Here is a 25,858-nt window from a genome sequence, read left to right as displayed (position 1 = left end):
CTGTAAAAGACTTCGAGACAGTATAATTTACAGGAGTTCAGAACCGGACGACCGCCGCGCCCCAGGTAAAGCCGCCGCCCATCGCCTCCAGCACGATCAGATCGCCGCGTCCGATGCGCCCGTCGCGCACCGCCACGTCGAGCGCCAGCGGCACCGAAGCGGCCGAGGTGTTGGCATGCCGGTCGACCGTCATCACCACCTTTTCAGGCGGGAGGCCGAGCTTGCGCACGGTGGCGTCGATGATCCGGGCATTGGCCTGATGCGGCACGACCCAGTCGACGTCCTCGGCGGCCACGCCCGCCGCCGCCAGCGTCTCGTGCATCACCTCGGCGAGATTGACCACGGCGTGGCGGAACACCTCGCGGCCCTTCATGCGCAGCTTGCCGACGGTGCCGGTGGTCGACGGGCCGCCATCGACATAGAGCATCTCGCCATGCCGGCCGGCGGCGTGGAGGCGGGTGGCGAGCACGCCGCGTGTCCCCTCTTCGGCCTTTAGCACCACCGCGCCCGCGCCGTCGCCGAACAGCACGCAGGTGCCGCGGTCCTCCCAGTCGAGAATCCGGCTGAAGGTTTCCGAACCGATCACCAGCGCCTTGTTCGCCGAATGCGCGCGGATCATGCTTTCGGCCACCGACAGCGCGTAAAGAAAGCCCGAGCACACCGCGGCGACGTCGAACGCCGCGCAGCCCGAAATGCCGAGCAGATCCTGCACCTTGGTCGCGCTGGCGGGGAAAGTATTGTCGGGCGTGGCGGTGGCCAGCACGATCAGGTCGATGTCGCCGGCATCCATATCGGCCGCTTCGAGCGCCTTGCGGCAGGCCTCCGCGGCCAAGGTCGCGGTGGTCTCGTCGGGCTCGGCGATATGGCGGAACTTGATGCCGGTACGCTCGGTGATCCATGCGTCCGACGTATCGACCCGCCGCGCCAGTTCCTCGTTCGACACCCGCGTGCGCGGCAGGGCCGATCCGGTGCCGGCGATGACGGCGCGCCGCTGGCTCATGCCGCCCGGCCATTGTGCGGCAGCACGGCGGCGATATCGGACAGGCTTTCGCCGATCCGGTCGATCAGCGAATCCTCGACCAGCCGCGCGGCGACCGCGACGGCATTGGCGACGCCCTTGGCGTCCGCCCCGCCGTGGCTCTTCACCACGATGCCGTTGAGGCCCAGGAACACCGCGCCGTTATGGTTGTTGGGATCGAGATGGTGGCGCAGGAGCTCGGTGGCGGGCCGCGAGATGAGGAAGCCGATCTTCGAGCGCACCGAGCTGGAAAAGGCGGTGCGCAGCAGATCGGTGACGAACCGCGCCGCGCCCTCGACCGCCTTCAGCGCGACGTTTCCGGAAAAACCGTCGCTCACCACGACATCGGTCTCGGCGCGGCTCAGCTTGTCGGCTTCGGTGAACCCCAGGAATTCGAGCGGCAGATGGCCGGCGCGGCCCAGCGCTGCGGCGGCATCGCGCAGTTCCTCGGTGCCCTTCAGGTCTTCGGTGCCGATGTTGAGCAATTTCACGCGCGGGCGGTCATAGCCGTAAAGGATGCGGCTATAGGCCGCGCCCATCACCGCGAACTCGACGAGGTTGCGGGCGTCCGCCCCGGTGTTCGCGCCGAGATCGAGCATGACGAGGTCGTTGTCCTCGATCGTCGGGAGCAGCGCGGCGAGCGCCGGCCGGTCGATGCCCGGAATGGTGCGCAGCGCGATCTTGCTCATCGCCATCAGCGCGCCGGTATTGCCGGAACTTACGGCGGCGCCGGCGGCGCCGGTCTTCACCGCGTCGATCGCTTGGCCCATCGAGGTCGACTTGGCCTTGCGCATCGCCTGCGTGGGTTTTTCGTCGCCTTTGACGACGCCGTCGACATGCTTGATCTCGGACGCCGAGCGCAGGCCCGGATGATGTTCCAGCGCGGCTTCGATACGGACCTGATCGCCCACCAGCAGAAAGGTGAAACCGGGGTGCCGGTGCCGGGCGAGCGCCACGCCCGCGATCATCACGCGCACGCCATCATCGCCGCCCATCGCATCGATCGCGATACGCGGCGTCATGGGCACATTACCGTCCTTTCGGGATCGGGCGGATCAGAGCGCCGGCGCGAGAATTTCGCGCCCGTTATAGTGATTGCACTCGCCGCACATATGGTGCGGGCGCTTGAGCTCACCGCAATTGGGGCATTCCTGATAGGCCATCGGCTTCAGCGAATCGTGCGACCGGCGCATGCCGCGCTTGGACGGGGACGTCTTTCTTTTGGGTACGGCCATCTCGGCACCTGTTCTCTTTAAACAAAAAATCCGTTGCCGACGCGATACGCCCGAAGCCCCCGGCTGGCAAGCGGCCCGCCGGGCGGCAAAGGGTGTTACGATCACGCAAGCGAATGCGCGCACATAACGAATATCGCGCGATTTGCAAGCCCTGACGGATGCCGGTCGTGCCCCGGTTTAAGTTCCGGTTTCGGTGGGAAGCGGAATGACCAGTTTTGGAAAATGCCAGCTCGAAGCAGACCTGCGTTGTAGACCGCCCGGCGGCTATATCATCACCGCAAGAGAACCACATCGACCCGCGCGGATTCAGCGATGGTTTTCCAAGCCGTATCGGCGGTCCAGGCAGGTAGCCCTTCCCGCCTGGCCAACGCCAGACAGAAACGGTCGCCCAGCGACAGGCCGGCAGCGGCCGTAATCGCGCGCAAGCGACCAGCCATTTGACCGAGAGATTTGTCCGCATCGACGATTTGCATCGGTAGCGGATCGAGCATGGCATCAACTTCCCGTCCGGGCATACCCGCGCGAATAAAGTGGCTCATCACTTCGGCATAGTTGACCGCACCGATCCGGGCGAAAGCAATGCTGCCCGCAACTTTCTGGCCCCCACGCTCCTGCTTCAACATGGCGATCAAGCCTGACGCATCGAGCACAAAAGCACTCACTCGCCACTCTCCGCCACACGCTTTTCCAGAAAGGCCGACACGGAAGCGTCATCGTTGTTGCCTGTGAATTTGCGCGCCAGTTCCTGCGCCCGCGCCACGGCCTGGGCCGCGGTCCGGATCACCACCCCGTCTTCGGTCTCTTCCAGAAACACAGACCCGCCAGCGGAAAGCCCGAGGCGCCGGCGAATATGCGCCGGCAAGCTCATGCGCCCATTTGCTGTTATATTCACCTGTACCGTCATTGCGCCAAACTCTTCTAATGGTTTCTCCATTGGCAAAACATAACATAAGTTTCGGCTTATGCAACGCATCTGAAAACGTGGCACATCTGAGGATCAGGAACACGCCGAAGTCCAAAGCAGCTTGGCAGAAAGTCTGTACGAAAAGGCGTCTTTCAATAGACATTGGGCAATGCGCGGGAAAGCCACCGAGCGTCTGCTTATAGAACTCCGCGCACGGATGTATCGACAAAATCCTGTCCTACATGTTCTTTTTATGTTCTATACTGTCGGATGACCCGGCATCACACCCGCTCCGCCCCGGCCGCCTCCGCTTCGTGCGCGACGCCGCCTCCTTCCTCCTCGGCGTCGTCCCGCTCCGCGCCGGAGTCCGGCGATCCGCCCGATATCGCCGCGTTCGATCCGGTCGCGCTGCGCGCGCGGCACGACGGGTGGACGGCGGGCCGGCAGACGGCGTTCGTCGCGGCGCTGGCGGCGTGCGGCAACGTGACCGAGGCGGCGGCGCGGGTGGGGATGAGCGCGCGCTCGGCCTACAAGCTGCGCGCCCGGCCCGACGCGCGCAGCTTCCGCGAGGCATGGGACGTGGCGCTCGACAGCGCGGTCCAATGCCTGTCCGACGCGACCTTCTCCCGCGCGCTGCACGGAGTCGAGCGGCCGGTGTTCTTTCAGGGCGAGCGGATCGGCGAATGGCGGCAATATGACGAGCGGCTGGCGATGTTCATCCTCGCCCGCCGCGCGCCGGACCGGTTCGGCGCGTGGATCGACCGGCGCGAGGTGCGCCGCGAGCGCGACCAGACCGGCACCGCCCTGGGCGAGGCGCTGAAGCGCGTCGCCGAAGATGCCGAAGCGTGCGAGGCGCTGAAGCGCGTCGCCGAAGATGCCGAAGCGTGCGAGGCGCTGGGGCGCGTCGCCGAAGATGCGGAAGCGTGCGAGGCGCTGGGGCGCGTCGCCGAAGATACAGAAGCGTGCGAGGCGCTGGAAGCGGCGGACGGGCGGGCGCCGGATGGGGCGGACGCCCCGCCCGCCGCCCCGTCCGCCGCCCCGGCCCCGCTGCCCGAACGCGATCCGCTGCCGGGTCCGGTGTTCTACACCGAGGCGCAGGCCAACGCGCGCGCGATCGAGCGCGAGGCGATGCCGACGTCCGAGGAGGTCGACGAACTGATCCTGGAGAAGATCGCCGGGCTGAAACGCGCCCAGGCGATGGAGCGCGAGCGCGCCGCGGAACGGTGGGGGGATGCCGATGTGGCGGGCCGGGAGGGAGGCCGGAAGGGGGGGACGTATGCCGCCTTTCGCGAACTTCCGGACGAAGCGGAGGACCCGGAGGATGAGCGATGGGACGAGGACGACTGGGACGAAGAGGACTGGGACGAGGACGACCGGGACGAAGACGACCGGGACGGGGCGGAGCGGGACGGGGAGGAGCGGAATGGAGAGAACGGGAAGCCGACGCCTCATGCCAAGGCAGGTGACGGCGCGCGGCGCGCGCGCTACGGCGCGCGGCAGATCACATCAGCCAGGATACCGACCATGACCGACCCGTCCGACCATGCCGCACCCGCGCCCGCCGCCACCGCATCCCCCGACGTGCCGCCCGATCGGCTCGCCATCTCGCCGCTCAGCGAGTACCACGATGCCGACAAGCTCGCGCGCGGCATCGGCATCCGCTTCAAGGGCGAGCCGCGCACCAATATCGAGGCCTATTGCATTTCCGAGGGCTGGGTGCGGGTGCAGGCGGGCAAGTCGCTCGACCGCCGCGGCCGGCCGCTGACGATCAGGCTCACCGGCCCGGTCGAGGCGTGGTACGAGGATCTGGGCGACGATCCGCCGGTGGCGAAAAAAGACGGGTGAGCGCCCCGGGGACGGACCCCGGCTCAGCGGCCGAGCGAGACCAGCAGATCGCCGATCGGATCGCCCTGCGGCGGCGGCGCGGTCTCGCGGACGAAGGATGCGGCGGGCACGGCTCGGGCGGGCGCCGGACGCGTGGCCCGCGCCGGAACGTCGGCCGCAGCGAGCTGGAACGCCTTGCGATCGGGCCGTTTCGGCGACCTGGGCGCAGCGCCGGGATAGATGAAGCCCGCCAGCGGATAATGGGTGGTGCCCAGCGCGCCGATCGGCGTGTACCACACCCGCACCTCGCTCCAGTCGTTGCCGGGCGAGACGTCGACCACCGCGACGTCGTCCTCGATCTGCCCGCGGCGGCCGTCGATCGTCGACCAGTTGCTGTGGCGCACGAGCACGGTGCGCGCGTCGACGATCCGGCTGACCGCGGCGACATGGCCCAGCCGCATGATCCCGTGCGGCTTGAACGCCATCACCGCGCCGACCTGCGGCACGCCGCCGCGCTCGTAGCGGCCGGCGGCCTGGCCCCACCACGTGTGTGCGTCGCCGTAGATCCGCACGCCGGACACTTCGCGGGCATAGGGCACGCATTGCAGCCCGTCCCCGCCCCCATCCCCGTCGTCGGCCATTGCCGGCGCAGCGCACAAGGCGAGCAGCAGCAATATGACGCGCAGACATGTCGGCATGTTTCGGCTTTCCCCTACAGAAAAGCCTTCATGCCGCGAGAGTTCGAACGCGCCGCTAAACCCTTTGGTCAATCGGACTGGTTAACCGGAATTCACCCCAAGGCGAGGTGCACCGCTTCGCCCGCGATTGGCGCGAACGGCGCGGGCTCGGTCCCGGTCATCCAGACCTGGCCGCCGCGCGCATGCAGCCGCTCGAACAGCGCCGCGCGGCGCAGCGGATCGAGATGCGCGGCGACCTCGTCCAGGAGCAGGATCGGCCGCATCGCGCGGGCATCGGCCACCGCGTCGGCATGGGCGAGCACGATCGCGAGCAGCAGCGCCTTCTGCTCGCCGGTCGAGCACAGCTGCGCGGGGCAGTCCTTGGCCGCATGGCGCACGCGCAGGTCGACGCGGTGCGGGCCGACGAGACTGCGGCCGGCGGCGCGATCGGCCGGGCGGCCGGCGCGCAGCGCCGCCTCGAGCGCCGAGGCCTCGATCGGCCCGCCACCTTCGAGCGCCAGCGACGGCCGCGCGAAGGGGCTCTCGGGTTCGCCCGCCAGTCGCTCGCCGAGCTGCCGGATGAGCCGCGCGCGCGCTTGGCCGATCGCCGCGCCATGTTCGGCCATCTGGAGCTCGAGCGCGTCGAACCAGGACGGATCGGGCCGGTCCGAACCGAGCAGCCGGTTGCGTTCGCGCATGGCGCGTTCGTACCGCGCCGTCGCGGCGGCGTGGCCCGGGGTCAGGGCAAGGGCCAGCCGGTCGACGAAGCGGCGGCGACCGGCCGCTCCCTCGACGAACAGACGGTCCATCGCCGGGGTCAGCCAGATCAGTGCCAGCCATTCGGCGAGCTGCGACGCGTTGGCTTGGGCGCCGTTGATGCGCACCTTCTTGCGCTCGGGCGCCAGCGCTTCGGTACCGACTCCAAGGCCTGCCGCCCCCAGGCTCGCATCATCGAGCTGCGCGAACACCGAGAATCCGCCAGGGCCTTTTTCGCGCGCCATGACCGACAGCGCGGCACGCCGCAGACCTCGTCCCGGCGAGAGCATCGAGATCGCCTCGAGTACATTGGTCTTGCCCGCGCCGTTGGGACCGGTGAGCAGCACGAAGCCCGGACGCGCGGCGATCTCAAGCCGGGCGTGGTTGCGAAAATCGGTCAGGCTGAGCCGGGCGATGGACATGGTCATCGCCTCCTGTGGGATGAAGCGCGCGCAGGCAAGGACAAGCGTGCCCAGGCTTCGGACCAAAATACGGGAATTTTCGCCGACTGTTGGCATGGCCTCCTTGAAGTGAACGACGTTCAAAAAAGAAAATGGCGGATTTCCGGGGATATTTCAATCTGGCACGGCTCCTGCAACGCTGTTTCCGTCGGCGGGAATGACCCCGCCGGACCGCAAAAACCCTCAAGGGAGATATGAAATGACCGAACAGTTCCGCACCCGCATCCTGGCCGTAACCGCCGCCTGCCTCTGCGCCGTCGTCACCATCAGCATGAGCGTCGCCCCCGCCGTCGATACCGCCACCCACCTCGTCGCCTGACATGGCCGGGGCCATCACGACATCCCGGTCCGCGGCGGCCGTCCACCCGGCGCCGCGGACACCGTTAGAAGGACCATCTACAATGCAGAATGCGCTTCACCTCGACAAGGCCAATGGCAAAGTGTTCGGCGTGTGCTCGGGCCTCGCGGCCTGGTCGAATATCGACGCCACGCTGATCCGTCTGGGCTTCGTCGCCACCACGCTGCTGGGGTTCGGCTTGCCGCTGCTGCTCTACATCGCCATCGCGCTATTCGCCGATTGAACGTTCGCCGATGGAACGCAAACTCGGCCAGAGCCCCGCAAGTTTTTGCCAAGCGCTGAAAAGCCCGTTACCAATTGTGCGGGGCCTCCACTTCACGCCCCGCCAACGGGGCACCCACTTCACGCCCCGCCGAGAGGTGCGGATGGACGAACGCGAGCACAGGCAGGCCGACGACGGCGAGCACCGCTTCACCCGGCGGGCCGATGTCAGCATCGAGGCGGAGATCCGCGAAGCGGGCGCCGGCAAGTTCAAGATCGCCGTGCTCGATCTGTCCGTCACCGGCTTTCGCATGCACTCGCTCACCTTCATCAATCCGGCGAGCCGCGTCTATCTCACCATGCCGGGCATGGCGCCGCTATCGGCCAAGGTGGCGTGGACCAAGGGCGATTATTATGGCTGCGAGTTCGACCATCCGCTCTATCCGGCGGTGTTCGACCATATCGTGAGCAGCTTTCCCGCGCTCGGCGGAAACTGAGCCCGCCTCGGCGACCAGCTAAGCCAGCAGCTTCCCATAATCCCGGTTCGATCGGTCTGCGATCTTGTAACGCACGAGCATCGCGATCAGCGCCGCGGCCTGGTCCGCTTCGAATCCAATCGTCTGGAAGCTCCGATCGCCAGCCCGCACGGTGGTGATCTCGGCGCGCACATCGCCAAGCTGAAACAGCCGCCGCTTCTTGGCGACCGTAATCACCCGGTAATCGTTGTGATGGTTTGCCGTATCCAGCAACTGCTCCGGTCCGCGATCGATAGGGAGGCCGGGGAGCAGGTGCGTCATCACCGGGTCGGTGCCGGACCATGCATGGTCGAGGGGCATGCCCCAATATTGCAGCGGTCCGGCCCACGCCAGGAGCCGCTTGACCTGCAGTCGCTTGTTCCCGCGAAGCTTGGACAGCAGATCGGGGCGGACAGGGCGCAGCAGATAGATATCGGTGCGCGTTTCGGTGCCGAGGAGCGCAGTCTCGGCGAAATCGGGCGCACGTCCGCCATCGGTCACATAACGGAATTCGAAACGACGCCGGTCCGTCATCGGTCGAGCGCGCGGATATCGGAACCGCGTCCACGGCCGCCCGTTCTGCAAGCGAAAGGAATTTTCGATATGGCCGACAGAAAAGACGAGCTCATTCCGGAAGAGCGTATGAAGGACATGGCGGTCGCGCCGGGCGAACCCAAGAACGACAAAGCGGACGAGGCTGAGGACGCCGCGCGCGATGAGGAGAATCTGGAAGAGGGGCTGGAAGACAGCATGGACGGCTCCGATCCGCCGAGCAGCCTGCAACCCTGACCGGCGCTCATCCCGCCTTGCGCACGAATACCGTTCCCGCGCTGTACCCGGCGCCGAAGGAGCAGATCAGACCGATATCGCCTGCTTCGAGATCGCCCGAATGTTCGTGAAAGGCGATGATCGAGCCGGCGCTGCTGGTATTGGCATAACGGTCTAGCACCGTGGGGCTCTCGTCTTCGGTGGCCTCATGCCCCAATACGCGGTGGGCGATCAGACGGTTCATGTTGGCGTTGGCCTGATGCAGCCATAATCGGCGCAATTGCGAACCCCGCAGGCCCAACTCGTTCATATGATCGGCGATCATCGCGCTGACCATCGGTACCACTTCCTTGAACACCTTGCGGCCTTCCTGGACGAACCATTTGTCGTCCGTGTCGCGGGTCTCGGAATGGGCGCGGTTGAGAAACCCGAAATTGTTGCGGATATTGTTGGAGAAACTGGTCTTAAGCCGCGTGCCCAGAATGTCCCAATGCGCCGCCGGGGCCATGTCGGCGCGTTCGACGAGCACCGCGGTGGCCACGTCGCCGAAGATGAAATGGCTGTCGCGGTCGCGCCAGTTGAGATGCCCGGAGGTGATCTCCGGGCTGACCACCAGCACCGAACGCGCATTGCCCGCACGGATGAAATCGGCGGCGGTCTGGATGCCGAAGGTCGCCGAGGAGCAAGCGACGTTCATGTCGAAACCGAAGCCGTCGCCCATGCCCAGCGCGTCCTGAATCTCGACCGCCATTGCCGGATAGGGACGCTGCAAGTTGGAACAGGCGCACAGCACCGCATCGACCTCGCCGGCATCGCGCCCGGCGCGCTCCAGCGCCATCTTCGCCGCAGCCACGCCGATCTCGGCCAGCACCGACAGCTCTTCGTCCGGCCGTTCGGGCAGGCGGGGGGCCATGATCTGCGGGTCGAGCACGCTCCACTTGTCCATGACATGGCGCGATTGGATGCCGCTGGCCTTTTCGATGAACTCGGTCGAGCTCGCCACCTTGGCATCGACATCGCCCGCCGCAATCGCGTCCGCATGCTGCGCGTTCCAATTCTCGGCATAGCGGTTGTAGCTTTCCACCAGTTCCTCGTTCGAGATGCTGTGGGGCGGGGTGAAGAGGCCCGTCGCGGCAATGACCGGATCGGCCGCGCGCTTGCTGGTCATGGAATGATGCTCCTGAATTCGGCAGGAGACCTTAGGATCGCGCCGCGCGCCGGGCAAGCCGATCGCCATGCCTGGCCCGTGCCGATCTTCTTGGCCGATCTTGTTCATGGTCAAATCAGATAGGCGCGGTTATATATGTGCCCGATCCGACATGGTCGGTCGAGATACGCGTTCCGGTTTCGCTTGGTTACGATCCGAAGCTCTATTTCTCCGTCATGCCGCCCATTTGGGGAGGAGTATTCTCATGCGTAAGCAAATCGGCGTCCTGGCGGGTATCGTCACCATCCTGTCCGCTTGCGGGGGCGGGGGCGGGGGCAATGGCGGCGGCAACACGTCGACCACGCCGCCGGTTACCACGCCCACCCCGCCCCCGCCGCCGCCGCCGACGAGCACGGCCGGCTGTTCGCTGACCGAGCGGCAGAACTGGGCTGCGGACCAGCTCGATGAATTTTATCTGTTCCCGGAACTTTTGCCCAAAAATCCGAATCCGGCGGGCTACGCCACGGTGCAAGATTATATCGACTTTTTGACCTCCAAGGCGCGGACGCAGCACAAGGATCGCGGCTTCACCTATCTGACCTCGATCGAGGAAGAGGATGCTTATTATAATAGCGGAACCAATGCCGGTTTCGGCATGCGCCTGGGCTTCACGCCGAATAACGAATTGCTCATCATCGAGGCGTTCGAAGGCGCACCCGCATTGGCCGCCGGCATCGACCGCGGGACTCAGATTCTCGCCATCGGCACCAGCGAGTCCAATCTGCGTGACGTGGATGATATTATCGCCTCGTCGGATAGCGGGATTTACGACGCGCTCGGCCCGAGCGATCCCGGCGTCAGCAGGGTGTTTCGTATTCGCAGCGCAAACGGGGCGGAGTCGATCGTCACCGTCGCCAAGACCGAATTCGAGCTGAAGCCCGTTTCCACGCGCTACGGTGCCAAGGTGATCAACGATGGCGGTCAGAAAGTCGGTTACGTCAATCTGCGCACGTTCATCGGTCCGGCCGAAACTCCCCTGAAGAACGCCTTCGCCAAATTCCGCAAGCAGGGGATCACCAAGGTGGTCGTCGATCTGCGTTATAACGGCGGCGGGCTGGTTTCGGTGTCCGAACTGTTCGGCAACCTGCTCGGCGGTAGCCGGTCGACTTCGGACGTGTTCAGCTACACGACCTTCCGGCCGAGCCTGGCGTCGAACAACGATACCACCTATTTCGATCCGAACGACCAGTCGATCGGCCCGATGAAGATCGCGTTCATCGGCACCGGCGGCACCGCCTCGGCGAGCGAGCTGCTGATGAACGGCTTCATCCCCTATCTCGGCGCCGACAACGCGCTGATCGGCACCAACACCTTTGGCAAGCCGGTGGGACAGATCGCGCGCGACCGGCCGCAATGCGACGATCGCTTGAGGGTCGTCGCCTTCCGCACGGAGAATGCCGATCATCAGGGCGATTATTATAACGGCCTCGCCACGGTCATGAAGACCACCTGCGTGGCCCCCGATGATGTCAGCTTTCAGCTCGGCGATCCGCGCGAGGCTTCGACCAGACAGGCGCTCGATTTCCTCGCCGGTCGCGGCACCTGCACGCCGATTGCCGCGACCGCCTCCGGCAGCGGCCTCAGGACGCAGGGCATGACGCGGGAAATGGCGCTGGACCAGGTCGAACTGATGACCCCGCCCGATGCCAGCACCGCCCAGCGCGAGACGCCCGGTCTGTTCTGATGCGGTCGGCCCGAAGTTTTCGGATTTCGTGGATCCCCCGCGAGGACTCGAACCTCGATTGACGGAGTCAGAGTCCGCTCTCTTACCATTAGAGGACAGGGGAATAGGGGGCGCGGGATAGAATCGGTCGGGGGGCGAGTCAAGCGTCGCGGGCGTTGGTACCGGATCGGTTTGAACTTACGTCGCCGCTCCATTTCCAAAGTCCGTCATTGCGCGCCCGCAGGGCGAAGCAATCCATGGCCATTGCAGCGCGCTGTATCCGCCCTGGATTGCTTCGTCGCCTCCGGCTCCTCGCAATGACGAAGGGGTGGGCATTTCAAACTGAGACACTACCGTTCTGGCGGATCACTTGTCTGGCCACCGCTTTGGCCCTAGATTGGCTGTCAGGTTCCGACGGCATCTGCCCGTTGGCGAGAGATAAAAGTTGATTCGGCATGGGCGATTTCACGACGCCCGCGCCGCATACCGATCGCGCGGGAGGAAAGGGCCGGACGGCCAAGCGCGGCGATGCGGGCGCAGGGAAGACAAACGGCGGTGTCAGGCGCGCGGCTTCATCGCCGGGCTGGCCGGTCCGCAGGGCCTATGCCGCGCTCGACCTCGGCACCAACAATTGCCGGTTGCTGATCGCCAAGCCGTCGGCGGACGGCTTCGTGGTGATCGACGCCTTTTCGCGCGTGGTGCGGCTGGGGGAGGGTCTCGCTTCGTCCGGCGTGCTGAGCGACGCGGCGATCGAGCGGGCGATTGCCGCGCTCGGTGTTTGCGCCGAAAAACTGCGCCGTCGCAACGTCACGCTCGCCCGCTCGGTCGCGACCGAAGCCTGTCGCCGCGCGTCGAACGGGCAGGATTTCATCCACCGCGTGCAGCGCGAGACCGGCATCTGGCTCGACGTCATCACCGCGCAGGAAGAGGCGCGCCTCGCGGTGCTCGGCTGCCATGTGCTGCTCGAGCCCGGCGACGGCCCGGCGCTGATCTTCGACATCGGCGGCGGATCGACCGAACTGGTGCTGGTTTCGACCGGCGGCGCGGTGCCCGAGATCATCGACTGGAAAAGCGCGCCCTGGGGCGTGATCTCGCTCTACGAAAGCGAGATGCCGAACGCGGCGAACCGTGACGACCGTACCGCCGCCTATGAGCGGATGAAGGCGCGCGTGCGCGGCAGCTTTTCCGATTTCGCCGCGCGCCTGCCCGCCGGCGGACCGCAGCACCGGCTGCTCGGCACCTCCGGCACGGTGACCACGCTCGCCAGCCTTCATCTCGAACTGCCGAGCTATGACCGCAACCAGATCGACGGGCTGATCGTGCCTTCGGCCGCGATGCTCGATATCTGCCGGCGGCTGTCCGCGATGGCGCCGGACGAACGGGCGCTGCAGCCCTGTATCGGGCGCGAGCGGGCCGATCTGGTGGTAGCCGGCTGCGCGATCCTGGAAACGATTCTGAAGATATGGCCGGCCGCCCGGCTCGGCGTGGCCGATCGCGGCATTCGCGAGGGGATATTGCGCACGCTGATGGCCGGCACAGCAGGGCAGGGCCATTGACCAGAGAGCGCGTCCGGACCGCGCGCAAACGCAGCGCCCAGTCGACCCGCTGGCTGCAGCGCCAGCTCGACGACCCCTATGTCAAGCGCGCCAAGGCGGAGGGCTATCGCAGCCGCGCCGCCTACAAGCTGATCGAGCTGGACGAGAAATTCGGGCTGCTGAAGGGCGCGCGGCGCGTGGTCGATCTCGGCATCGCGCCGGGCGGCTGGGCGCAGGTCATCCGCAAGCAGCATCCGCGGGCGACGATCGTCGGGATCGATCTGCTGCCGGTCGATCCGATCGAGGGCGTGACCCTGCTCGAAATGGATTTCATGGACGACGCCGCGCCCGACAGGTTGATCGGTGCGCTCGGCGGGCTGCCGGACCTGGTGCTCAGCGACATGGCGGCCAACACCACCGGCCACAAGCCGACCGACCACCTGCGCACCATGGGGCTGGTCGAGGCCGCGGCGGAGTTCGCCATCGCGCAGCTGCAGCCGGGCGGGGCGTTCCTGTCGAAATCCTTCGCCGGAGGATCGGATCAGGCGCTGTTGGTCGAACTCAAGCGCCATTTCACCAGCGTGAAACACGCCAAGCCGCCGGCCAGCCGCAAGGGATCGGTCGAATGGTATGTGGTGGCCAGAGGGAAGAAGGGGTGAACGGCGGGGGCTCGGTTTTGAGTTTGGTTTCTATGACCTTCTCCCGCCTTTGACGGGAGAAGGATACGCAGCCTTGCCGGATTGCTGGTTAGGCTCAGTTGGATGAAGGTGGATGGCGCGCGCCGGCGCCATCGATGGGTCGGTTCTGCAAGGGGTATCTCCTCGCCGCTGCGCCCCGGATCAAGTCCGGGGCTCGCCCCTCTTCCGCAAACGGGAGGGGGAAAATTCGAACCGAACCGCCACCAGCGGCGGACAAGCCTTTCCTACTCGGAACAAACAGTGTACACCGAGTCCATGCCGTCCGATTCATCCCTTTTGCTTGGCGATTATGTACCTTGCAAACCCGTTTTATTTTTCGTCACCCAGCGTCATTTTTTCGTCACCCCAGCGAAAGCTGGGGTCTCGGGCGGGATCGCCATGAGGCCTGAGATGCCAGCTTTCCGGGTCCCAAAAAAGTACTACTTTGTTGGGTGCCCTTTCCGGGTCCCAACAAAGTACTACTTTGTTGGGTGCCCTTTCGCTGGCATGACGGACAAAGAAAGGCGGAGCTATGCCGTTTCTGAATTTCCATCCAACTGGGTTTGCAAAGCACATGATCGCCTTTTGCTTATCGATCTCGCGTGCTGGGAACCGCGCTTATTGCGAATGATTTTTTTTAAAACCGGGGTTTGCCGACAAGTTTGACAAGTTAAGCGTTCGGGCGCGGCGCGTCGTCGACCGCCTCCTTGAGCGAATCATAGCCGACGGCGCCTTCGAGCATCCGGTCGCCGACGACCCAGGTCGGCGTTCCGTTGAAACCGACGCGTCGAGCGAGGTCGAGATTTTTTTGCAACTCGCGCGTCGCGGCGTCGGACGATGCGAAGCCGCGCGCCGCCGCCAGGTCGAGACCGGCACGGCGCGCGGCTGCTTCGATGGCCTGGTCGGTCGGTTTGCCGGCGGCGTACATCGCGTCGTGAAACGCCTTGTACCTGCCCTGCCGGGCGGCGGCGAGCGCCATGCGCGCGGCCTTCTGGCTGCCTTCGCCCAGGATCGGCAGTTCGCGGAACACCACCTTCACGTCCCTGTCGGTGGCGATGAGCCGTTCGAGGTCGGGCACGCTGGCGCGGCAGTAACCGCAGGCGTAATCGAAAAACTCCACGAGCACGCGGCTGCCGTCCGGATTGCCCGCCACCGCGCCGGGGAAGGGCGTTTCGATCGTCCCGCGCACATCGGTGAGGCGGCTCTGCGTGTCGCGCGTCTGCAGCACGTCGACCGCCTCGGTGATGATCTCGGGATGGGTCAGGATGTAATCGCGCACGATCGCTTCCATCGCCTTGCGCTCGTCCCCGCTCAGATCGGCCGCGCGCGGGGCGGCATCGGCGGCGGCGGTCGGGTCGGCGTTCTCTCGCGCGCCCGCCGCGCGGCTTTCGGCGAAGAAGGTGAGATAAACGGCCGCAACCAGCGCCAACACGCAGGCCGCGACCATGAAATAGAGGAGCGGCGAGCGGGTGGCGGGCTTTGAGCTGTCGAACATCGCTATCCTTCCTAGCAGGCGGCGCTCGGCTGTCCAGCCACGCCGGAGGATGCCGGCTTCAAACCACGCCGGCGGATGCCGGTGCCCGGGCCACGCTCAGCGGCGGCGCTTCTCGTCGTCCTCGAGCTGGGCCTCGGCGATCAAGCGGATGTCTTGCGCACGCAGCCAGTCGGGGCTGTAATCGGCAAGTCCGCTCATCGCGCGGTCCGAATGGCGCAGCGCGAGGTCCGGCTCGCCGGTCATCAGATCGCGCTCGGCGCTGGCCAGGGCGGCGCGCGCCTCGTCGCCGCGCTGCTCGTAGACCACGCCCAGCTGATACCAGGCGAAGGGATTGCGATTGTCCCGCACGACCGCCGATTTGAGCACCCGTTCGGCTTCGGGAAGGTTGGCGCGGTCTTCGGTGGCGACCAGGGCGTGGCCGAACAGGGCCGCGATCAGCGGATTGTTGTCCGATCCCGCGACGGCCTCGCGCAGCGGCTCCAGCGCCTGGTCGGGCTTGCCCGATTCGAGCAGGATCTGGCCGTAAAGCTCCTTGAAATAGGGATCGTCCGGATCGCTCGCAATCAGCTTTTCGGCTTCCGCGGCCGCCTTTTGCGGATAGGCCGATTTGTGCCAGGCATAGGCCCGGGCGTAATGCGCGGGAATGCTCTGATTGCTCTCCGGATAGTCGCGCATGGTGTCTTCCGGCCGGGCGATATAGCCCATCAGCTTGGCCTTGACACGCTTGAAGTCGCTCTCCCACTTCGGGTTGAGCGGCGCGTCCCAAGCCGGGTCCTTGCTATAGGTATCGCGCAGATACTGGATGCGGTCGCCCGACAGCGGATGGCTGCTCACGAACGCCTGATCGTCGTCCTGCGGGATGCCGAGACGGAATTCATAGCTCTGCAGCTTCTTGAAGAAATCGATCGATCCGCGCCCGCTGATCCCGGCGGCGGACAGATAGCGCGCGCCGCTGGCATCGGCGACGCTTTCCTGCACACGGGTATAGGCGAGATATTTCCCGAGCGCGGCGCGCTGTCCGGCCATCATGATGCCCGCGGCGGCGTCGCCCGCTCCCGCCACCGCGGCGAGCGCGCCGAGCAGCAGCGATCCGATCGAAATGCCTTGCGCCTCGGCCGCGCCGTCGGCGCCGCGCATGGCGTGACCGCCTTCGACATGGCCGAGCTCGTGCGCGATCACGCCCTGCACCTCGTTGGCGGTGCTCGCTTCCTCGATCAGACCGCTGTTGATGTAGACGGTCTGCCCGCCTGCGGTGAAGGCGTTGATCGCGGAGTCGCCGATCAGCACGATCTCGACATTGTCGGGCTGGAGACCCGCCGCGCGCACCAGGGGTTCGCTGATCTCGCGGAAAAACGCCTCGGTTTCGGCATCGCGCAGCACGCTTTGCGCAGCCGCCGGGCGGACCGCGATGACGAGCGAAAGAATGAGCGCAAGCGCGATGCGGGCCATGGCGTTCGGCGTGGCGCCTTGGCCCTGAACCTGAAGTGAAGCGCGCGGCGATGCGGTCATTCCCGGAGCATCGGCGCGCGCTTCGATCACGTCAACATCGAAGCGTCAGCCGAACGTGCGCTGCCACCAACCCCGGCGCGGCGTACCGTGGTCGGTCGTGGTGTTGGCGCCACCGGCCTCGATGCGGGCCGCACCGGCGCCGTCGTTCGCGGCCTTGGCTATCGGTTCGGCCTTGGGAGCCGGCACGGCCGCCTCATGCTCGACTGCATCGACCGCGGGTTCGGAAGCTTCGGCCTTTTTGCGGCGCGCGCGGGGCTTGGGCTTGTCCGCCTTGGCTTCCACATCCTTGGAGTCGCCGTCCCTGGCTTCCGCCTCATTGCCGTCGGCCTTTTCCACATCGGCGTTCTTGGCGCTGCTGCGACGCCTGGGCTTGGGCTTGTCCTCGGTCGCGGCAGTATCGGTCGTTGCCGCTTCCTCGCCGGCCTTGCTGTCGCTCTCGGCCGGTTTTGCCTTGGCCGGGCGCCGGCGGGGGCGCTTCTTGGGCGCGGTCTCATCGGTTCCAGCCTCGGGGGCTCCAGCCTCGGGCGCATCGGCCTTCGCCTGCTCGCCCTTGGCGGTGTCGTCCGATGCTGCGGACGTTTCGACGCCTTCGCCGGACTGATCCTGGTCCACGCTCTTTCGGCGGCGGCCGCGGCGGGCCTTGGGCTTGTCCTCGGCACCGTCCTCCGTCGCGGGCGCCTCGCCTTCCTGGCCCTCGCCGCTCTGGTTGCTCTGCTCGTCTTCCTCGCGCTTGCGACCCCGGCCACCACGGCGGCCCCTGCGGCGACGCTTGCGCTTGGGCTGGTCGTCGTCGGTTTCGCCCTGCTCCTCGCGCTGGCGTTGGCGCGGCTGTCGACGCGGACGCTCTTCGCGCTCCTCTTTTTCGGGCTCGTCTTCCTCGTCCTCGCGTTCGTCGAGGATGTCTTCGGCGAAATCTTCCTCGTCGAGGATCGGCTCAAAGGCGACCTGCTTGTCGGGCTTGCCGCCCGCGCTGCTGACGGTCATCTTCGCGCCTTCGGCCTCGCTATTGGGCAGAATCTCGATGGTCACGCCGTAGCGCTCCTCGATCTCGGCGAGTTCGTTGCGCTTCGAATTGAGCACATAGATCGTCGCTTCCTGGCTGGCGCGCAGCGTGATCTCGCGGCCCTTGCCCTTGGCGGCTTCCTCTTCGATGTGCCTGAGCGCGGTGAGCCCGGCGGACGATGCGGTGCGCACCAGCCCGGTGCCTTCGCAATGCGGGCATTCGCGGGTCGAGGCCTCGAGCACGCCGGTGCGCAGGCGCTGGCGGCTCATCTCCATTAGGCCGAAGCTGGAAATACGGCCGACCTGGATGCGCGCGCGGTCGTGCTTCAGCGATTCCTTGAGGCAGCGCTCCACCTTGCGGCTGTTGCCGTGCTTTTCCATGTCGATGAAGTCGATCACGACCAGCCCGGCCATGTCGCGCAGCCTGAGCTGGCGGGCAATTTCGCGCGCGGCTTCCATGTTCGTGGAAAGCGCGGTCTGCTCGATGCCATGTTCCTTGGTCGAACGGCCCGAGTTGATGTCGATCGAAACCAGCGCCTCGGTCGGGTTGATGACGATATAGCCGCCCGATTTCAGCTGCACCACCGGCTGGTACATGGCGGACAGCTGGTCCTCCACGCCGTGGCGCTGGAACAAAGGCACGGGGTCTGCATATTGCTTCACCTTGCGCGCATGGCTCGGCATCAGCAATTTCATGAACGCCTTGGCGGACTTGTAGCCCTCGTCGCCCTCGACCATCACCTCGTCGATCTCGCGATTGTAGATGTCGCGGATCGCGCGCTTGATCAGCGCGCTGTCGCTGTGGATCAGGGCCGGTGCGGCGCTACCCAGCGTGCGTTCGCGGATTTCGTCCCACAGGCGGGCGAGATAATCGAAATCGCGCTTGATCTCGGGCTTGGTGCGCGAAAGGCCGGCGGTGCGCACGATGCAACCCATGGTGCGCGGCAGATTGAGGTCATCGACGATCGACTTCAGCCGCTTGCGGTCCGACGCGCTGGAGATTTTGCGACTGATCCCGCCACCATGGGAGGTGTTGGGCATCAGCACGCAATAGCGTCCGGCGAGCGACAGATAGGTGGTCAGCGCCGCGCCCTTGTTGCCGCGCTCTTCCTTGACGACCTGCACCAGCAGCACCTGGCGGCGGTGGATGACGTCCTGGATCTTGTAGCGGCGGCGCAGTTCCTGACGCTTGGCGCGCGCGGCGTCGCTCGCCTTTGCGGCGGAAGACCGCCCGCGGCCGCCGCCCTTGCCGCCCCGGCCACGACCGCGGCCCCGGCCGCGACCATTGCCGCCGTCGCCGTTGCTCTCGTCGCCGTTGCTCTCGTCGCCATCGTCTGACGCCTCTTCATCCAGATCGGGCATCTCGCCTTCTTCGGCGTCGATCGTGTCGACCGAGGTGTCCTTGTCCACCTCGACCAGTTCGGGCTCGTCCAGAGCGCCATCGTCATCGCCGGAAGTTTCGGCCAGATCGTCGGCATCGTCCTCGGCTTCGCGCGCGGCGGCCTCTTCCTCGGCGGCCTCCGCCTCCTCGGCGAGCAGCCGGTCGCGATCCTCCTTGGGGATCTGATAATAGTCCGGATGGATTTCCGAAAAGGCCAGGAACCCGTGGCGGTTGCCGCCATAATCGATGAACGCCGCCTGCAGCGACGGCTCGACCCTGGTGACCTTGGCTAGATAGATATTGCCCTTGAGCTGTTCGTGCTCGGCGGATTCGAAGTCAAATTCTTCGATCCGGTTTCCCTTGACGACGGCGACCCGGGTCTCTTCCCGGTGGCGCGCGTCGATCAGCATACGCGTTGTCATGTAATATTCTCCGGGCAGGGCGGGCGCGATCCACAACGGGCGCGGCCCTGCCGATTGGCTTGAGGCCAGAGGGCAAAGGCAATGCGCCCTGCGTCCGGCACGGTGATGTAAGAAATGCGTCTGCTGCAGCGATATTGCCTGGGCGCGTGGCGCAGGCTAAATCCGGACGCGGGCGATAGACCGCCTGCCATGCGCCGCGCGTCCCGTGGGAGGCGGCGTATGTCCGAATGTGATACCTCATGCAGCGTCAACCTGATTGGGCGCGGCGGGAATGGTCGCCGCTTTGAAACCGGCGCGAATGGATGGCATCCATGGGACCGGGTCCCGTGGGGGCTAGCAGTCCCTCGCAATTGTCGCAACATCTTTGGGCAGGTGCCCGCCGTTGCAGATGGTTGCGCCCACGCTGTGGTTAATTTCGATTCACGCTGACGGTTAAGGCTGACGGTAAACCGCATTAGCGAACCGGGCCGAAGCTTCCGGCGCGCTATTGCCCACTTGTCGCGAGTAAATGCGGGGGTTGGGGTGCTATTTAGAAATTTCTGGACGCTTGGGCGGGCGAGGCGGCATATGGCTGCCATGGCCGCACTGATCCTGTCGCTGCTGTTCGCCATGCTGCCCGCCCAGGCGAGCCGCATTACGGAGGTGCGCGCCGAGGACGGCCGGCTGGTGGTCCATTTCGACGACAAGGTGGCGGGCGCCTCGGTCTTTGGGCTGGATGGCCCGGACCGGTTGGCGGTCGATATCGACGGCATCTCGGCGAGCGACCTCGCCGAGAGCGACGGCGCGTTCGGCCGCTTGCGCGGCGGACAGTTCGATGCTGACACCGCGCGGATCGTGCTCGACCTCGATCGGCCCTTGCGCGTTTCCGGTTTGCGCTTTGCGGCCGACGGCCTCAGCCTTACCGTCGATCTGGCCAGCGCGAGCGCGGCCGAGTTCGCGCGCGAGCTCGGCCGCGGCCGCCGCTCGGCGTTGCCTCCGATGCTGGCGCGCGCGGCGCCAAGGCCGGCGGGTTACAGCGTCTCGATGAAGCTGCCGCGACCGCGATCCAGCGGCAATCTGCCGAAAATCTACGGCCGCGACGACCCCAGGCTGCCGCTGGTGGTGATCGATCCCGGCCATGGCGGTCATGATCCCGGCGCGATCAGCCCGTTCGGCGGCGAGCGCGAAAAGGATGTGACGCTGGCCATCGCCAAGGCGGTGCGCGACGAACTTGTTGCGAGCGGGCAGGCCCGCGTGGCGTTGACGCGCGATACCGACAGCTTCATCGTGCTTCAGAACCGTTATGCCATCGCGCGCAAGCTGGATGCCGATCTGTTCATCTCGATCCACGCCGACAGCGCCGAGAACGAGGCCGCAAACGGTGCCACGGTCTACACCCTGTCCGAGGTCGGCTCCGACCGGGAGGCGCAGAGGCTGGCTGCGCGTGAGAACAAGGTTGATATCATCAACGGCGTAAATCTGGGTGCGGCGGGTGACGATCTGTCCTCGATCCTGATCGATCTGACCCAGCGCGAGACGATGAACGTGTCCTCCGATTTCGCGCAGCTGCTGGCGCGCGAGGCCAAGGAGAACATGCGGGTCAAGGCGAATGCGCACCGCTTCGCCAGCTTCGTGGTGCTGAAGGCGCCCGACACCCCGTCGGTCCTGTTCGAGACCGGCTATCTGACCAATGCCGAGGACGTCGCCTTCCTCGTCTCGTCCGCGGGGCAGCGCAAGGTGGCCGAGGGAATTTCATCGGCGGTTCAGGTGCATTTCGCGAAGAAACTGGCGATGCGCTGAGGGCAGCCGGACCGGAGTTTCGCCGCATAAGGCTGGCGCGTGCGAGGAAAGCTGATAGATAAGCCGGCCTGATGGAAGCGGTAGACACACCCAATTTCGCCTATCGCCTGCGCCGGGACGCGGGCGGTTTCGTCTCGCGCGTCTGGCAGCACCGGCTGGTGCGCTGGCTGGTTTATCTGGCCGTGCTCGGCGTGATCGCACTGATTGCGCTGTGGTTCTTCGTCGCCAAGGATCTGCCCGACGCCAATGCGCTGAACGAATATGAGCCGCCGCTGCCGACCATCGTGCGCGACGTGAACGGCGAGCCGTTCCACAGCTATGCGCGCGAGCGCCGCGTGCAGCTGCAATATGCGGACTTTCCTCCGTTGCTGGTCCGTGCCTATCTGGCCGCCGAGGACCGCACCTTTTTCCAGCATGGCGGGCTCGATTATCCAGGTATCGCCTCGGCGATGATCGACAACATTTCGTCTTCGGGCCGCTCGCGCGGCGCCTCGACGATTACGCAGCAGGTGGCCAAGATCATCCTGCTGACCAATGAATATAGTTACAGCCGCAAGCTCAAGGAGGCGATCCTCGCCTTCCGCATGGAAGATGTGCTGACCAAGCAGCAGATCCTCGAGCTTTATCTCAACGAGATCTATCTTGGCCGAAACGCCTATGGCGTGCAGGCGGCCGCGCAGGCCTATTTCGGGAAGGATATCGATCAACTGGCGCTCAGCGAGATCGCCTATCTGGCGATTCTGCCGAAGGGTCCGGCCAATTATCGGCCGGAAAACAACGAACAGCGCGCGATCCAGCGGCGCAACTGGGCGCTGGGCGAGATGCGCGAAAACGGCTGGATTTCGGACGCGCAGCTCCAGTCCGCTCGGGCCATGCCGCTCGGAACGATCCAGCGCCAAGGCAGCCAGTTCGCCTCGCGCGGCGGCTATTTCGTCGAGGAGGTGCGCCGCCGCCTGATCGACCGCTTCGGAGAAACCGCCGAAAGCGGACCCTATAGCGTCTACGCCGGCGGGTTATGGGTGCGCAGTTCGTACAATCCGCAATATCAGGCGTGGACCACCGCGGCGCTGCGCGATGGCTTGATCCGCTATAATGGCGGCAAGGGCTGGAAGGACAATATCGGCAATATCGAGCTGGACGAGGGCGATTGGGCGCGGCAGCTCGCCTCGACCGGCAAGAGTACCGATTACAAGGACTGGCGCGTCGGGGTTTATCTCGGCGGCAACGAAATCGGTTTCTCGGACGGGATGCGCGCGCCGCTGCTCGGCGTGCCCGCGGCGATGAAACCCGGAATGCTTACCGCCGCCGCGCCGTCGGGCAGCAACTGGGCGGTGCGCAGCGTTCCGGAAGTCGGCGGAGGAATGGTGGTGGAGCAGCCGACCACCGGCCGCATCCTCGCCATGCAGGGGGGGTTCGACAACCGGCTCTCCAGCTTCAACCGCGCGACGCAGGCGATGCGCCAGCCCGGTTCGACGATCAAGCCGTTCGTCTATGCCGCCGCGATCGACCAGGGCATGACCCCCGCGACGATGATCGTCGATGGGACCTTCTGCGTCTATCAGAGCGCGGCGCTCGGCAACAAATGCTTCCGCAATTTCGGCGGCGCGGGCGGATCGGGCGCGCACACCATGCGCTGGGGCCTCGAACAATCGCGCAACCTGATGACCGTGCGCGCGGCCAACGATACGGGGATGACCCATGTCGTCAAGACCATCAAGACCATGGGGATCGGCGATTACAAGCCATACCTCTCCTTCGCGCTGGGCGCGGGCGACACCACGGTCGAGCGGATGGTAAACGCCTTTTCGATGCTGGTGAACCATGGCCGCAAGCTCGATCCCACGGTGATCGATTTCGCGCAGGACCGCGCGGGCCAGGTGATCTGGCCGAAGAACTGGAAGGCCTGCCGGGGCTGCAACACGGACGACTGGAATGGCGGGCCGATGCCGCGCTTCAGGCCCGATGGCAAGCAGCTGATGGACCCGGTCACCGCCTATCAGGTGGTGCACATGCTCGAGGGCGTGGTCCAGCGCGGCACCGCGACGGTGCTGCGCGATCTGGACCGCCCGATGTTCGGCAAGACCGGCACCACCACCGGCCCGACCAATGTGTGGTTCATCGGCGGCTCGCCCGATCTCGTGGCGGGCGTCTATATGGGCTATGATAAGCCGCGTAGCTTGGGCGGCTATGCGCAGGGTGGCCGGCTTGCCGCGCCGATCTTCAAGCAGTTCGCCAAGCAGGCGTTCGAGGACGTGCCCGCGCGGCCCTTCACCGCGCCCGACGGCGTGCGGCTGGTGCGGATCGACCGCCGCTCCGGTCGCCGCGTCTACGGCGCCTGGCCGCAGGGCGGTCCGCTCGACGCGGTGATCTGGGAAGCGTTCAAGCCGGAGACCGAGCCCAAGCGCACCATCCGCACCGAGGAAATCGCCGCGCGCAGCGAGCGCCAGAAGCGTCGTCAGGCGAGCACGACCCGTGCCAAGGCCGCCCCGGTCGAGGGCGCGAGCGGCACGCAGCGAGACAATGATTTCATTGCCGCGGAAGGCGGCATCTACTAAATCCCGATGGCACATCCGGGAGCCATCGGCACGCGCGCGCATTAGCGGCTCATGGCGATCGCCTCCTATATTCGCAAGAATTTCGTCCTGTTCGGCGCGCTGACCGCCAATCTGGGGATCGCGGTCGCCAAGTTCGTCGCGGCGGGCATGACCGGCTCCTCATCGATGCTGTCCGAGGGGTTCCACTCGGTGGTCGACAGCCTCAACCAGGTGCTGCTGCTCTACGGCGAGCATCGCGCCGACCGTCCGCCCGACCGCGAGCATCCCTTCGGCTATGGGCGCGAGCTGTATTTCTGGGCGTTCGTCGTGGCGATCCTGATCTTCTCGGTGGGCGCGGGGCTTTCGGTCTATGAAGGCTATGTCCATTGGGTTTCACCCGAAGAGCTGACCGATCCCACGATCAACTATATCGTGCTCGGCGTCGCCTTTCTGATGGAGGGGACCAGCTGGGGGATCGCGATCCGCGAATTCGCCTCGACCAAGGGCGACCAAGGCTGGTGGGAAGCGGTCAAGCAGTCGAAGGATCCGTCCGTCTTCATCGTCCTGTTCGAGGATTCGGCCGCGCTGGCCGGGCTGATCGTCGCGGCGGTTGGCGTGTGGGCGAGCCATTATTTCGATGCGCCCAGGCTAGACGGCCTTGCCTCGATCGCGATCGGCTTGATCCTGGCGATGGTGGCCGTGCTGCTGGCGCGCGAGGCCAAGGGCCTGCTGATCGGCGAGCGCGCCGATTTCGCGCTGATCGAGCGCATCCGCGCGGTGGTCGACAAGCAGGACTGGATCACCGCGGTCAACCATGTCCGCACCGTTCACACCTCGCCCAAACAGGTGTTCGCCGCGATCAGCGCGGATATCGAGGACGAGGTCACCATGGGCGAGGGCGAGCGGCTGATCGAGGAACTGGAAGACCAGCTGCGCGAGGCGGTGCCCGAGCTGTCTTCGATCTACGTCCGCCCGGAAAAGGCGGAAGATGCCGCGAGCCCGCCTGGTGAATAGCGACACCGCAGGGGGTCGCCTTGGCGCATGATCGTACGGCGAAGTTGACAAAATGAGCACGGAACCGTTGCGCGGCGGCGCAAGGAAATTTCCTGTATCCAGCACGCCGTATCCATCGCAAGGCGGCCTTGGCAGGCGCCGCTACGGGCGCTCAGTTGGCGAGATAGTTCTGAACATTTTCCCGGTCGGGCTCGTTTTGATCGCCCGCGCCGTCGTGCCACGCCGCAAGTGCGGTCACGGCCAGCAGCTCGATCGCGAGGGTCACGGACGGCAGGATCGCGCTGGTCGCCTCGCGCATGAGGACGCCGGTGAAGAGCGCCAGCGTCGTGATCATGGCCGCGCCGAACCTTTGGGCGGCGCCGGCGCGCGCCCATTCGCGCTCGACGACGAACCAGGCGACGAGGACGTGCCGGGCCGACAGCAGCAGAAACAGAACCGTCAGCGTCTGGATCGAAAACCGGTTGCTGCCGTTCACGCCGCCCGGCATCCAGCTGCTCACGGCATGCGGATGGACCGCGAACAGGTCCGGCAGATCGATAAACGGATAACCGGCCAGCGCGCCGGCAAGCAGCATCGCCGCGAACGGCAGCAACAGCGTCAGAACGAGGCCGTAGCGCGCCAGCATCCTGCGCCCTTCCTGGTGTTTCGGCATCTCGCGCAAGGCCGCGACCAGGCAGGCCAGCGAGTAGGACAGCGGATGCCCCGCTTCGGTGGCCGGCTTGAACTCCGCCAGCATCGCAAGCGCCCATTCGCGCCGGCTGACGCCGAGGCAGGAAATGGCGATCACCATGATGAGCTTGGACAAGGTGCCGCTCATGCCGGGGCCATCGCTGTGCAAGAGGTGGCGGCCTTGAAGGGCATAAGCCGGACGCCGCGCGAGGGTCGCTTGTTCATGAGAACTATAGTGGCAGAGCAAAATTGCA

Annotated in this window: 23 protein-coding genes and 1 tRNA gene; 10 read left to right on the top strand and 14 right to left on the bottom strand. The window is 65.8% G+C overall.

All coding sequences use genetic code 11. The features are described 5' to 3' along the window. Nucleotides 1–37 precede the first annotated feature (37 nt). The 5 genes from ACOQPC_RS13830 to ACOQPC_RS13810 all read right to left on the bottom strand — a co-directional run bounded on the left by ACOQPC_RS13830 (nucleotide 38) and on the right by ACOQPC_RS13810 (nucleotide 3,157). A complete protein-coding gene (locus tag ACOQPC_RS13830; RefSeq protein WP_420606295.1) occupies nucleotides 38–1,000 on the bottom strand; it encodes a beta-ketoacyl-ACP synthase III in 963 nt (320 codons plus the stop codon). After that, nucleotides 997–2,040, bottom strand: coding sequence for a phosphate acyltransferase PlsX (plsX, locus tag ACOQPC_RS13825; protein ID WP_420606294.1), 1,044 nt, complete (start codon nucleotides 2,038–2,040; stop codon nucleotides 997–999). Before plsX ends, ACOQPC_RS13830 begins: the two co-directional genes overlap by 4 nt. Nucleotides 2,041–2,073: 33 nt before the next feature. Next, complete coding sequence (rpmF, locus tag ACOQPC_RS13820; protein ID WP_022671672.1) at nucleotides 2,074–2,253, bottom strand: 50S ribosomal protein L32; 180 nt, start codon at nucleotides 2,251–2,253, stop codon at nucleotides 2,074–2,076. Nucleotides 2,254–2,525: 272 nt separating this feature from the next. Beyond that, nucleotides 2,526–2,915: a type II toxin-antitoxin system VapC family toxin gene (locus tag ACOQPC_RS13815; RefSeq protein WP_420606293.1), complete on the bottom strand. Its 390-nt coding sequence runs from the start codon at nucleotides 2,913–2,915 to the stop codon at nucleotides 2,526–2,528. Next, nucleotides 2,912–3,157: an AbrB/MazE/SpoVT family DNA-binding domain-containing protein gene (locus ACOQPC_RS13810; RefSeq protein WP_420606292.1), complete on the bottom strand. Its 246-nt coding sequence runs from the start codon at nucleotides 3,155–3,157 to the stop codon at nucleotides 2,912–2,914. Before ACOQPC_RS13810 ends, ACOQPC_RS13815 begins: the two co-directional genes overlap by 4 nt. 1,524 nt (nucleotides 3,158–4,681) lie before the next feature. Between ACOQPC_RS13810 and ACOQPC_RS13805 the strand changes: the two genes are divergently transcribed. Then, nucleotides 4,682–5,002, top strand: a complete 321-nt coding sequence (locus tag ACOQPC_RS13805; protein WP_420608155.1) for a DUF3297 family protein — start codon at nucleotides 4,682–4,684, stop codon at nucleotides 5,000–5,002. 23 nt (nucleotides 5,003–5,025) lie between these two features. Here ACOQPC_RS13805 and ACOQPC_RS13800 read toward each other — a convergent pair whose 3' ends face one another. Both ACOQPC_RS13800 and recF read right to left on the bottom strand, forming a co-directional pair. Then, the gene (locus ACOQPC_RS13800) at nucleotides 5,026–5,679 is read right to left on the bottom strand and encodes a CHAP domain-containing protein (protein ID WP_420606291.1); all 654 of its coding nucleotides are present in this window, start codon (nucleotides 5,677–5,679) and stop codon (nucleotides 5,026–5,028) included. 92 nt (nucleotides 5,680–5,771) lie between these two features. Then, entirely contained in the window at nucleotides 5,772–6,836 is a 1,065-nt protein-coding gene (recF, locus tag ACOQPC_RS13795) for a DNA replication/repair protein RecF (RefSeq protein ID WP_420608154.1), read from the bottom strand. 440 nt (nucleotides 6,837–7,276) lie between these two features. Here recF and ACOQPC_RS13790 point away from each other — a divergent pair, with 440 nt between their 5' ends. Together ACOQPC_RS13790 and ACOQPC_RS13785 are read left to right on the top strand one after the other, a co-directional pair. Then, on the top strand, nucleotides 7,277–7,456 hold the full coding sequence (locus ACOQPC_RS13790; protein WP_420606290.1) for a PspC domain-containing protein: 180 nt from the start codon (nucleotides 7,277–7,279) through the stop codon (nucleotides 7,454–7,456). 142 nt (nucleotides 7,457–7,598) lie between these two features. Continuing rightward, nucleotides 7,599–7,931 carry a PilZ domain-containing protein gene (locus ACOQPC_RS13785; RefSeq protein WP_420606289.1) on the top strand — a complete coding sequence of 111 codons (333 nt, stop codon included), beginning with the start codon at nucleotides 7,599–7,601 and terminating at the stop codon, nucleotides 7,929–7,931. 18 nt (nucleotides 7,932–7,949) lie between these two features. On the opposite strand, the gene ACOQPC_RS13780 is transcribed toward ACOQPC_RS13785, so the two are convergent. Then, a complete protein-coding gene (locus ACOQPC_RS13780) occupies nucleotides 7,950–8,483 on the bottom strand; it encodes a hypothetical protein (RefSeq protein ID WP_420606288.1) in 534 nt (177 codons plus the stop codon). Nucleotides 8,484–8,552: 69 nt separating this feature from the next. Between ACOQPC_RS13780 and ACOQPC_RS13775 the strand changes: the two genes are divergently transcribed. Continuing rightward, nucleotides 8,553–8,738 (top strand): hypothetical protein, encoded by a 186-nt coding sequence (locus ACOQPC_RS13775; RefSeq protein ID WP_420606287.1) that lies wholly within the window; start codon nucleotides 8,553–8,555, stop codon nucleotides 8,736–8,738. Between the two features lie 7 nt (nucleotides 8,739–8,745). Here ACOQPC_RS13775 and ACOQPC_RS13770 read toward each other — a convergent pair whose 3' ends face one another. After that, nucleotides 8,746–9,885 (bottom strand): beta-ketoacyl-ACP synthase III, encoded by a 1,140-nt coding sequence (locus tag ACOQPC_RS13770; RefSeq protein ID WP_420606286.1) that lies wholly within the window; start codon nucleotides 9,883–9,885, stop codon nucleotides 8,746–8,748. Between the two features lie 244 nt (nucleotides 9,886–10,129). Between ACOQPC_RS13770 and ACOQPC_RS13765 the strand changes: the two genes are divergently transcribed. Continuing rightward, nucleotides 10,130–11,608 carry a S41 family peptidase gene (locus ACOQPC_RS13765; RefSeq protein WP_420606285.1) on the top strand — a complete coding sequence of 493 codons (1,479 nt, stop codon included), beginning with the start codon at nucleotides 10,130–10,132 and terminating at the stop codon, nucleotides 11,606–11,608. Nucleotides 11,609–11,637: 29 nt separating this feature from the next. On the opposite strand, the gene ACOQPC_RS13760 is transcribed toward ACOQPC_RS13765, so the two are convergent. Next, nucleotides 11,638–11,711: transfer RNA gene (locus ACOQPC_RS13760), tRNA-Gln, on the bottom strand. A 331-nt stretch (nucleotides 11,712–12,042) separates the two neighbouring features. On the opposite strand from ACOQPC_RS13760, the gene ACOQPC_RS13755 reads away from it, so the two are divergent. Both ACOQPC_RS13755 and ACOQPC_RS13750 read left to right on the top strand, forming a co-directional pair. After that, nucleotides 12,043–13,143 carry a Ppx/GppA phosphatase family protein gene (locus tag ACOQPC_RS13755; RefSeq protein WP_420606284.1) on the top strand — a complete coding sequence of 367 codons (1,101 nt, stop codon included), beginning with the start codon at nucleotides 12,043–12,045 and terminating at the stop codon, nucleotides 13,141–13,143. Then, nucleotides 13,140–13,781, top strand: a complete 642-nt coding sequence (locus tag ACOQPC_RS13750) for an RlmE family RNA methyltransferase (RefSeq protein WP_420606283.1) — start codon at nucleotides 13,140–13,142, stop codon at nucleotides 13,779–13,781. Before ACOQPC_RS13755 ends, ACOQPC_RS13750 begins: the two co-directional genes overlap by 4 nt. Before the next feature lie 688 nt (nucleotides 13,782–14,469). Here the strand turns inward: ACOQPC_RS13750 and ACOQPC_RS13745 are convergent. From ACOQPC_RS13745 to ACOQPC_RS13735, 3 genes are all read right to left on the bottom strand, one after another. Beyond that, nucleotides 14,470–15,294 (bottom strand): DsbA family protein, encoded by an 825-nt coding sequence (locus tag ACOQPC_RS13745; protein ID WP_420606282.1) that lies wholly within the window; start codon nucleotides 15,292–15,294, stop codon nucleotides 14,470–14,472. 96 nt (nucleotides 15,295–15,390) lie between these two features. Further along, nucleotides 15,391–16,743, bottom strand: a complete 1,353-nt coding sequence (locus ACOQPC_RS13740; protein WP_420608153.1) for a M48 family metalloprotease — start codon at nucleotides 16,741–16,743, stop codon at nucleotides 15,391–15,393. Nucleotides 16,744–16,848: 105 nt separating this feature from the next. Next, entirely contained in the window at nucleotides 16,849–19,608 is a 2,760-nt protein-coding gene (locus ACOQPC_RS13735) for an Rne/Rng family ribonuclease (RefSeq protein ID WP_420606281.1), read from the bottom strand. Between the two features lie 567 nt (nucleotides 19,609–20,175). Here ACOQPC_RS13735 and ACOQPC_RS13730 point away from each other — a divergent pair. From ACOQPC_RS13730 to ACOQPC_RS13720, 3 genes are all read left to right on the top strand, one after another. After that, nucleotides 20,176–21,387, top strand: a complete 1,212-nt coding sequence (locus ACOQPC_RS13730; protein WP_420606280.1) for an N-acetylmuramoyl-L-alanine amidase — start codon at nucleotides 20,176–20,178, stop codon at nucleotides 21,385–21,387. Nucleotides 21,388–21,458: 71 nt separating this feature from the next. Then, nucleotides 21,459–23,942 carry a penicillin-binding protein 1A gene (locus ACOQPC_RS13725; protein ID WP_420606279.1) on the top strand — a complete coding sequence of 828 codons (2,484 nt, stop codon included), beginning with the start codon at nucleotides 21,459–21,461 and terminating at the stop codon, nucleotides 23,940–23,942. Between the two features lie 51 nt (nucleotides 23,943–23,993). After that, on the top strand, nucleotides 23,994–24,935 hold the full coding sequence (locus ACOQPC_RS13720) for a cation diffusion facilitator family transporter (RefSeq protein WP_420606278.1): 942 nt from the start codon (nucleotides 23,994–23,996) through the stop codon (nucleotides 24,933–24,935). Between the two features lie 151 nt (nucleotides 24,936–25,086). Here the strand turns inward: ACOQPC_RS13720 and ACOQPC_RS13715 are convergent, their stop codons facing one another. Continuing rightward, nucleotides 25,087–25,752 (bottom strand): hypothetical protein, encoded by a 666-nt coding sequence (locus tag ACOQPC_RS13715; protein ID WP_420606277.1) that lies wholly within the window; start codon nucleotides 25,750–25,752, stop codon nucleotides 25,087–25,089. Between the last annotated feature and the right edge of the window lie 106 nt (nucleotides 25,753–25,858).

Origin of the sequence: Novosphingopyxis sp. (assembly GCF_965218915.1) — a bacterium.
Classification (GTDB): domain Bacteria; phylum Pseudomonadota; class Alphaproteobacteria; order Sphingomonadales; family Sphingomonadaceae; genus Novosphingopyxis.
The sequence above is the reverse complement of the archived record's forward strand: the minus strand, read 5'-3'. Positions and strand labels throughout refer to the sequence as shown.

Bases quoted from the DNA above. Each gene is read 5' to 3' on its own strand.
- ACOQPC_RS13830 (WP_420606295.1), bottom strand. From the start codon at position 1,000: ATGAGCCAGCGGCGCGCCGTCATCGCCGGCACCGGATCGGCCCTGCCG.
- plsX (WP_420606294.1), bottom strand. From the start codon at position 2,040: ATGACGCCGCGTATCGCGATCGATGCGATGGGCGGCGATGATGGCGTG.
- rpmF (WP_022671672.1), bottom strand. From the start codon at position 2,253: ATGGCCGTACCCAAAAGAAAGACGTCCCCGTCCAAGCGCGGCATGCGC.
- ACOQPC_RS13810 (WP_420606292.1), bottom strand. From the start codon at position 3,157: ATGACGGTACAGGTGAATATAACAGCAAATGGGCGCATGAGCTTGCCG.
- ACOQPC_RS13805 (WP_420608155.1), top strand. From the start codon at position 4,682: ATGACCGACCCGTCCGACCATGCCGCACCCGCGCCCGCCGCCACCGCA.
- ACOQPC_RS13800 (WP_420606291.1), bottom strand. From the start codon at position 5,679: ATGCCGACATGTCTGCGCGTCATATTGCTGCTGCTCGCCTTGTGCGCT.
- recF (WP_420608154.1), bottom strand. From the start codon at position 6,836: ATGTCCATCGCCCGGCTCAGCCTGACCGATTTTCGCAACCACGCCCGG.
- ACOQPC_RS13790 (WP_420606290.1), top strand. From the start codon at position 7,277: ATGCAGAATGCGCTTCACCTCGACAAGGCCAATGGCAAAGTGTTCGGC.
- ACOQPC_RS13785 (WP_420606289.1), top strand. From the start codon at position 7,599: ATGGACGAACGCGAGCACAGGCAGGCCGACGACGGCGAGCACCGCTTC.
- ACOQPC_RS13780 (WP_420606288.1), bottom strand. From the start codon at position 8,483: ATGACGGACCGGCGTCGTTTCGAATTCCGTTATGTGACCGATGGCGGA.
- ACOQPC_RS13775 (WP_420606287.1), top strand. From the start codon at position 8,553: ATGGCCGACAGAAAAGACGAGCTCATTCCGGAAGAGCGTATGAAGGAC.
- ACOQPC_RS13770 (WP_420606286.1), bottom strand. From the start codon at position 9,885: ATGACCAGCAAGCGCGCGGCCGATCCGGTCATTGCCGCGACGGGCCTC.
- ACOQPC_RS13765 (WP_420606285.1), top strand. From the start codon at position 10,130: ATGCGTAAGCAAATCGGCGTCCTGGCGGGTATCGTCACCATCCTGTCC.
- ACOQPC_RS13755 (WP_420606284.1), top strand. From the start codon at position 12,043: ATGGGCGATTTCACGACGCCCGCGCCGCATACCGATCGCGCGGGAGGA.
- ACOQPC_RS13745 (WP_420606282.1), bottom strand. From the start codon at position 15,294: ATGTTCGACAGCTCAAAGCCCGCCACCCGCTCGCCGCTCCTCTATTTC.
- ACOQPC_RS13740 (WP_420608153.1), bottom strand. From the start codon at position 16,743: ATGGCCCGCATCGCGCTTGCGCTCATTCTTTCGCTCGTCATCGCGGTC.
- ACOQPC_RS13735 (WP_420606281.1), bottom strand. From the start codon at position 19,608: ATGACAACGCGTATGCTGATCGACGCGCGCCACCGGGAAGAGACCCGG.
- ACOQPC_RS13730 (WP_420606280.1), top strand. From the start codon at position 20,176: ATGGCTGCCATGGCCGCACTGATCCTGTCGCTGCTGTTCGCCATGCTG.
- ACOQPC_RS13725 (WP_420606279.1), top strand. From the start codon at position 21,459: ATGGAAGCGGTAGACACACCCAATTTCGCCTATCGCCTGCGCCGGGAC.
- ACOQPC_RS13720 (WP_420606278.1), top strand. From the start codon at position 23,994: ATGGCGATCGCCTCCTATATTCGCAAGAATTTCGTCCTGTTCGGCGCG.
- ACOQPC_RS13715 (WP_420606277.1), bottom strand. From the start codon at position 25,752: ATGAGCGGCACCTTGTCCAAGCTCATCATGGTGATCGCCATTTCCTGC.